Source organism: bacterium (genome assembly GCA_021372535.1).
GTDB lineage: Bacteria > Latescibacterota > Latescibacteria > Latescibacterales > Latescibacteraceae > JAFGMP01.
The window spans coordinates 1-5,581 of record JAJFUH010000144.1 but is presented as its reverse complement, the minus strand read 5'-3'; the positions used below and the strand labels follow the sequence as shown (position 1 = coordinate 5,581).

Sequence of the window (5,581 nt, the reverse complement as noted above, 5' to 3'; positions counted from 1 at the left end):
TGAGAGTTTATATCTATCACCTAAAAAGGAGATTTTCTGTTATAGTGACAGTTATTTGCGATTCTTTTTTTAGTAATTCCTAAAAATTATTACCGGGAATTACCACTATTACTGAGTTCAGATTATTTCAAAGGTTTCAATTTATCCGTCCCGATAATCCGGCCAGGCGTTTAAAGTGGACTTTTGCCCCTGTATTTCGTACATTTCAGCACTACAGGGGGGATACGAATGGCGAATATGTTCATTATCATGGGCAGGCTTACCGGGCGGGCGCTCAGCTCCCATGTCATAGACCGTGCCATCAGCACAGCCACCACATATATCGTATCCGAAGTACGTCTTGCCGATATAAAGCTGAAACGCACCATTCTCCGCAGAAAACGTACCCGCCACCTCACTATCCTCGGCAGAACTGTCTATCGCCTTACCCTGCACGATATCGATCCATCTGTCGACGAACGGGTTCTCCGTATTTCGCGGGTGCTCGTTGAAATAGACCGTGAAATCGAAATCGCCGAGCAGGAGCTCGCGCTTCGCATGGAGCAGGAGCGCAGGAAGCGGAATCCTCACTGCGATGAAAAAACATCCTCTCAAGCCTGACCGGGTTTTTGATGGATTCCGACAAAAATGTCGAATATGAAAAATCCCCGTCAAATTGTCATAACAATATGTTTCACAGAGAATTACCTTCGGTTGCCGCCGGTTTTCATACAAAAATGTCGAAGAATTTTCGGATCACACCTTGCATCAGTCGCCCGTGAATGCTTCAATAAGATATTGTTATTATTTATTATAGCCATTTTATACCGGTCATTCTGTTTTTTGGTATGAGTGTTGCTTTTAATATCATTACGGAAAATACGTATATGCGCTCGTACCATGTAGAAGGGGGTAATAATAAATGAACATGAACCGCATAAGCGCCGCCGTTGCCCTGCTCTGTACAGTCGTTTCAGTGTCTCCGCTCCGGGGAGAGTCTTTTCCTCCCATCACTAGTGACGTCACAACCGATTTTGCGGTATATAAACCATATACGGTCACCGTAACACCATCGGTTAAACCTTATACGATATCGTCCGACCTTTCAGAGGTAGCAAACATCGCCGATTTTACGCTCTCGAAGGAGGCTAAGGCCCTTCTTGCCGTCAACGGTTTTGTGGCCGAGGCGAGCCGTTACCGTCAGATATACGATGTATACAATGGATGCGAGAGCAACGGCATCCCGGCATTCGTCACAACGGACGCCTGCCTTCATACCTACCATATCCTCTATGATTACATGCTCCGCATCCTCGAGCTCAGGTTCTTTTTCGCCGATCTCGACGGGCTGACCATGGAGTTGAGAAAAGCTTCCATGGAAATGTACGAATCGGCCGCCGATCCGGAGATCAGGCAGGCGGCGCTCGATAACATCAGCTATTTCTCCGTTCCGTTCGGTCTCCTCCATCCGGAAGCGAGCAGTATAGACGCCAACGCCATCAAGGAAATCAACGCCATATACGAAGGTTCCTCCGGGTATGTGCCCTCGACGCTCATGTATCGTGAGGATTATCCCTATGTGGAGGATTACAGCCAGTACAAACCACGCGGGCATTATACCCGGACAACAGAATTCGAAGAGTATTTCCGGGCGATGATGTGGTACGGCCGTATGACCTTCAGCCTCAACCTGCCTTATGCTAAGCAGGAAGGACTCCGTCATGCCGCCCGTCAGGCGCTCCTCATATCCCGGATGCTCGAAACCGTCACGGTGGATAATGAGGCCGCTTCCGCAGTCTGGGAACGTATCTACGAACCTACCGTATTCTTTGTGGGAAAAACCGACGATATCACATTCAGATCATACATTGAAATCGCACGGGAGGTATTTGGAGAAGATTTCCTCGACCAGTCACCCGATGTACTCGCCGATAACGATAAAATCGACATGTTCATTGCAAAGGCGCTGACCCTCCCCGATCCGAAGATTACGGTGAAAGCGGGCAAGGGTCTGCGATTCATGGGCCAGCGGTTTATCCCTGATTCGTACATCCTCGATCATCTCGTCGAGGAATTCGTCCGGAACCGTTTCATGCCGCGCGGACTCGATGTGATGGCTGTCCTCGGCAGCGAACGTGCCTACGATATTCTCCGCACGGTCTATAAAGACACCGAGTATCCGAAATATATCGACCAGATGGAAGCCCTGCGGAAAGAGTTTCACGGATGTCCTCCCGAAACATGGGCGCAGAACCTCTATTATAACTGGCTCTACACCCTGCTTCCGCTTCTCGATATCAAGGGAGAAGGGTATCCGCCGTTCATGCAGACACCCGCATGGGTGGACAAGGACCTCAACACTGCTCTCGGCTCATGGGCGGAGCTCCGCCACGATACCATACTGTATGCGAAACAGAGCGAAACTCTCGAGGTATCTGCTGAGCCCCCGGTACCGCCGTTCGCCAGAGGATATGTCGAGCCGAACCCGGAGGTATATGCCCGTCTCGTGTCGCTGGCAGGTTACATGAAGACAGGTCTCAATAACAGGGGATTGTACGACAATCTCATATCCGACCGTATCGATCAGTTTCGGAAACTCATGACGGCCCTTACGGAAATCTCGGTCAAGGAGCTCACGAACACCACACCGACGCCTGATGAATACGCTCTTATCTGCAATTTTGGCGGGGCAATAGAAAGCATCGTGACATTTCCGCCGGAATTCTCTGCTCAGTACGAAAACGACGCCGACAAGTACTTGGCGGTTATAGCGGATGTTCACACCGATCCGAACACCAATACCTGTCTCGAAGTCGGTGTCGGTCATCCGCTCACCGTATATGTGATCGCACCGGTCGAGGGAGTTCCCACCCTGACCAAGGGCGCGCTCTTCGCGTACCATGAATTTACCTGGTCTCTCTCGGAGGGAAGGCTTACCGACGAGGAATGGCAGAAGATGCAGAGCAGTTCGGGCGCGCAGGATATGCCGGTCTGGACCGAGAGCTTCAGGAACGGCCCGTCTTCAGCGGGAGTGGAGACCTTTTCCGTCCATGGGAATCCGGGAATGGTAACCGCGGTGGATGAAAAACCTGCACCGGTTGATTTCAACCTCCTTCAGAACACGCCCAATCCGTTCAATCCCTCAACATTGATCACCTTCGATCTTGAAAAGGATGAAACGGTGAAAGTGGCTGTCTACAATCTTTCCGGGCAGGAAGTCGAGGTTCTCCTCGACAGCCGTTTGAACGCGGGCCGTCACACGCTCACATGGGCGCCGGGGGGTCTCGCTTCCGGTGTGTATTTCATCCGTCTTATAACGGGAACTCATGCGGGCACGATCAGAGCGGTGTATCTGAAATAAATCTTCCGCTCAATCAGGATAGTTATCATCTCATAATCCGGGGTCTGTCCGGCGGAACCGTCAGGAAACGATTCGAACTGTGGAACGGTCAGCTGTGACAGCCCCGGATTATTATATAAAGGTGACTTCATAAACTCAGTCTTTCCAATTTTCCCGCCATACAAATGTGTAAAAGAGTATAATTGTACTCTGTCCGCCAATATTTCATTGCTTTTCATGATAAAATCTTTATTCTTGTAAAGCATATTGTTGTCAGTTACAAACACATGCAAATCCCGCTCAAGAGAGTCCCGGATAGGACTTTTGGGTACTTGCCCGGTTTAATCGGGGATTCACTTCCGGGTATGACTGTTATCCGCATACGAGGATGATACGATGAGACTGTTCAAGTATTTGATTTATACCCTTGCCGCCATAGCGGCTGCCGGAGTCCCGATATATGCGGCTGCGGATGATACGGGTGGTGCGGTACGGGATATTGGATCGCGGCTCGAGCTGTTTGTGGACGACTACCTCATCGATACGATGAATGGCGTCCGGACGGTCCTCCACAGCCCGGTTCCCCGTGAGGTTGTAATGGTACACGATGAACCCTGGGAAGGAAGCGGCAGCGGCTATCATACTATCTTTCAGGACGGCGACCTGTACCGCATGTACTACAAGGCATGGAATCTCACGGTGAATGAGGACGGCGTTTCCATACCGCATCCGGTGCTTGCCGCTTATGCGGAAAGCCACGACGGCAAGACATGGGTGAAGCCCGATCTCGGCCTGTTCGAATTTAATGGCTCGAAACACAACAATCTTGTCTGGACAGGCCCCGGCTCCCACGATTTCACACCGTTCAGGGACCCGAATCCGTCATGCGCTCCGGACGCCCTTTATAAAGCTGTCGGCAACGGCGGCAGCGATACCCTTTTGGGATTCAAGTCTCCGGACGGTATTCACTGGTCGCTCATTCAGGACAAGCCCATCATGACCGGTCTGCCGTTCGACACGCAGAACCTCGCATTCTGGGACACGACACGTCGCGAGTATCGTGCCTATGTCCGGGATTTCAATAACGGCGTGCGCGGAATCAAGACCTCTACATCGAAAGATTTCGTTAACTGGACCGAGCCGGTCTGGCTCGAATATCCGGACTCCCCGGAAGAAGCCCTCTACACGAATCAGGTCAAGCCGTACTACCGCGCACCGCACATTTTCATAGGATTTCCGACCCGGTATGTGGACCGCGGCTGGTCGCAGCAGATGAAAGCTCTGCCCGAGACGGATGAGCGTGAGAAACGCTCACTCTCTTCCCTCCGCTATGGCACCGTGGTCACCGAGGGACTGTTCATGACGAGCCGCGACGGCAAAACATTCCACCGCCGGGAGGAAGCGTTCGTCCGTCCCGGCCTTCGGTTCAAGGAGGGATGGACATACGGCGACAATTACATCGCCTGGCATATCGTAACAACCGCCTCGGACATCGAGGGTGCGCCCGACGAGCTTTCGATCTACGCTTCCGAGGGATACTTCAGAGGTTCGAGCAGCAAGCTGAGGCGGTATACGCTGCGTATCGACGGGTTCGTGTCGGTGCAGGCGCCCATGAGCGGGGGCGAACTGGTAACGAAGCCGTTCACGTTCACCGGAAAGCACCTGTTCATGAATTTTTCGACCTCGGCGGCGGGAAGCGTTCGTATAGAGATACAGGATGCGGGCGGCAGACCGGTCGAGGGATTTTCGCTCGACGACTGCCCGGAGTTATTCGGCGACTCGCTGTCGTATATTGTGTTCTGGAACACCGGCGGCGACCTGAGTTCGCTTGCGGGTAAAAAAATCCGCCTGCGATTTGTTATGAAAGACGCGGATTTGTATTCGATACGGTTCCGATAGAAATTTTGTTATTTTTCATCAGTGTAAATCAGTGTTTATCCGTGGAAAATATCCTTTTTCAACAATTTTATAACCACAAACCGGAAATCGACACGTATGAAAATTCTCCTGATCAATACCAACCGTTACCAAAAGCCGCCCGTTCCGCCGCTCGCTCTCGAATATCTTGCGGGTGCGCTGGAGCGGTCGGCCCATGAATACCGTGTTCTCGATCTCTGTTTCGCGGACGATCCGGTCGCCGAACTCGACCGTGAAATCAGCGGATTCAGCCCCGATGTCGCCGGGATAACAGTCCGCAACATCGATACGGTACTTTATAACAACAACGAATTCTTCCTCGACGAAATCAGAACGTTTGTCGGG

At 51.7% G+C, this 5,581-nt stretch carries 4 protein-coding genes; all 4 read left to right on the top strand.

The window, feature by feature from the left end; genetic code table 11:
• The first annotated feature begins 228 nt into the window (after window positions 1-228).
• Complete coding sequence (locus tag LLG96_12810; GenBank protein MCE5251090.1) at window positions 229-600, top strand: hypothetical protein; 372 nt, start codon at window positions 229-231, stop codon at window positions 598-600.
• Window positions 601-901: 301 nt separating this feature from the next.
• Window positions 902-3,340, top strand: a complete 2,439-nt coding sequence (locus LLG96_12805) for a DUF3160 domain-containing protein (protein ID MCE5251089.1) — start codon at window positions 902-904, stop codon at window positions 3,338-3,340.
• A gap of 375 nt (window positions 3,341-3,715) precedes the next feature.
• Window positions 3,716-5,218: a hypothetical protein gene (locus tag LLG96_12800; protein MCE5251088.1), complete on the top strand. Its 1,503-nt coding sequence runs from the start codon at window positions 3,716-3,718 to the stop codon at window positions 5,216-5,218.
• A 96-nt stretch (window positions 5,219-5,314) separates the two neighbouring features.
• Window positions 5,315-5,581, top strand: a 267-nt coding sequence (locus LLG96_12795; GenBank protein ID MCE5251087.1) for a B12-binding domain-containing radical SAM protein, incomplete at its 3' end; no start/stop codon positions are given.

What these genes read in the sequence shown, in the direction of transcription:
- LLG96_12800 (MCE5251088.1), top strand. Translation starts at nt 3,716, where the DNA reads ATGAGACTGTTCAAGTATTTGATTTATACCCTTGCCGCCATAGCGGCT.
- LLG96_12805 (MCE5251089.1), top strand. Translation starts at nt 902, where the DNA reads ATGAACATGAACCGCATAAGCGCCGCCGTTGCCCTGCTCTGTACAGTC.
- LLG96_12810 (MCE5251090.1), top strand. Translation starts at nt 229, where the DNA reads ATGGCGAATATGTTCATTATCATGGGCAGGCTTACCGGGCGGGCGCTC.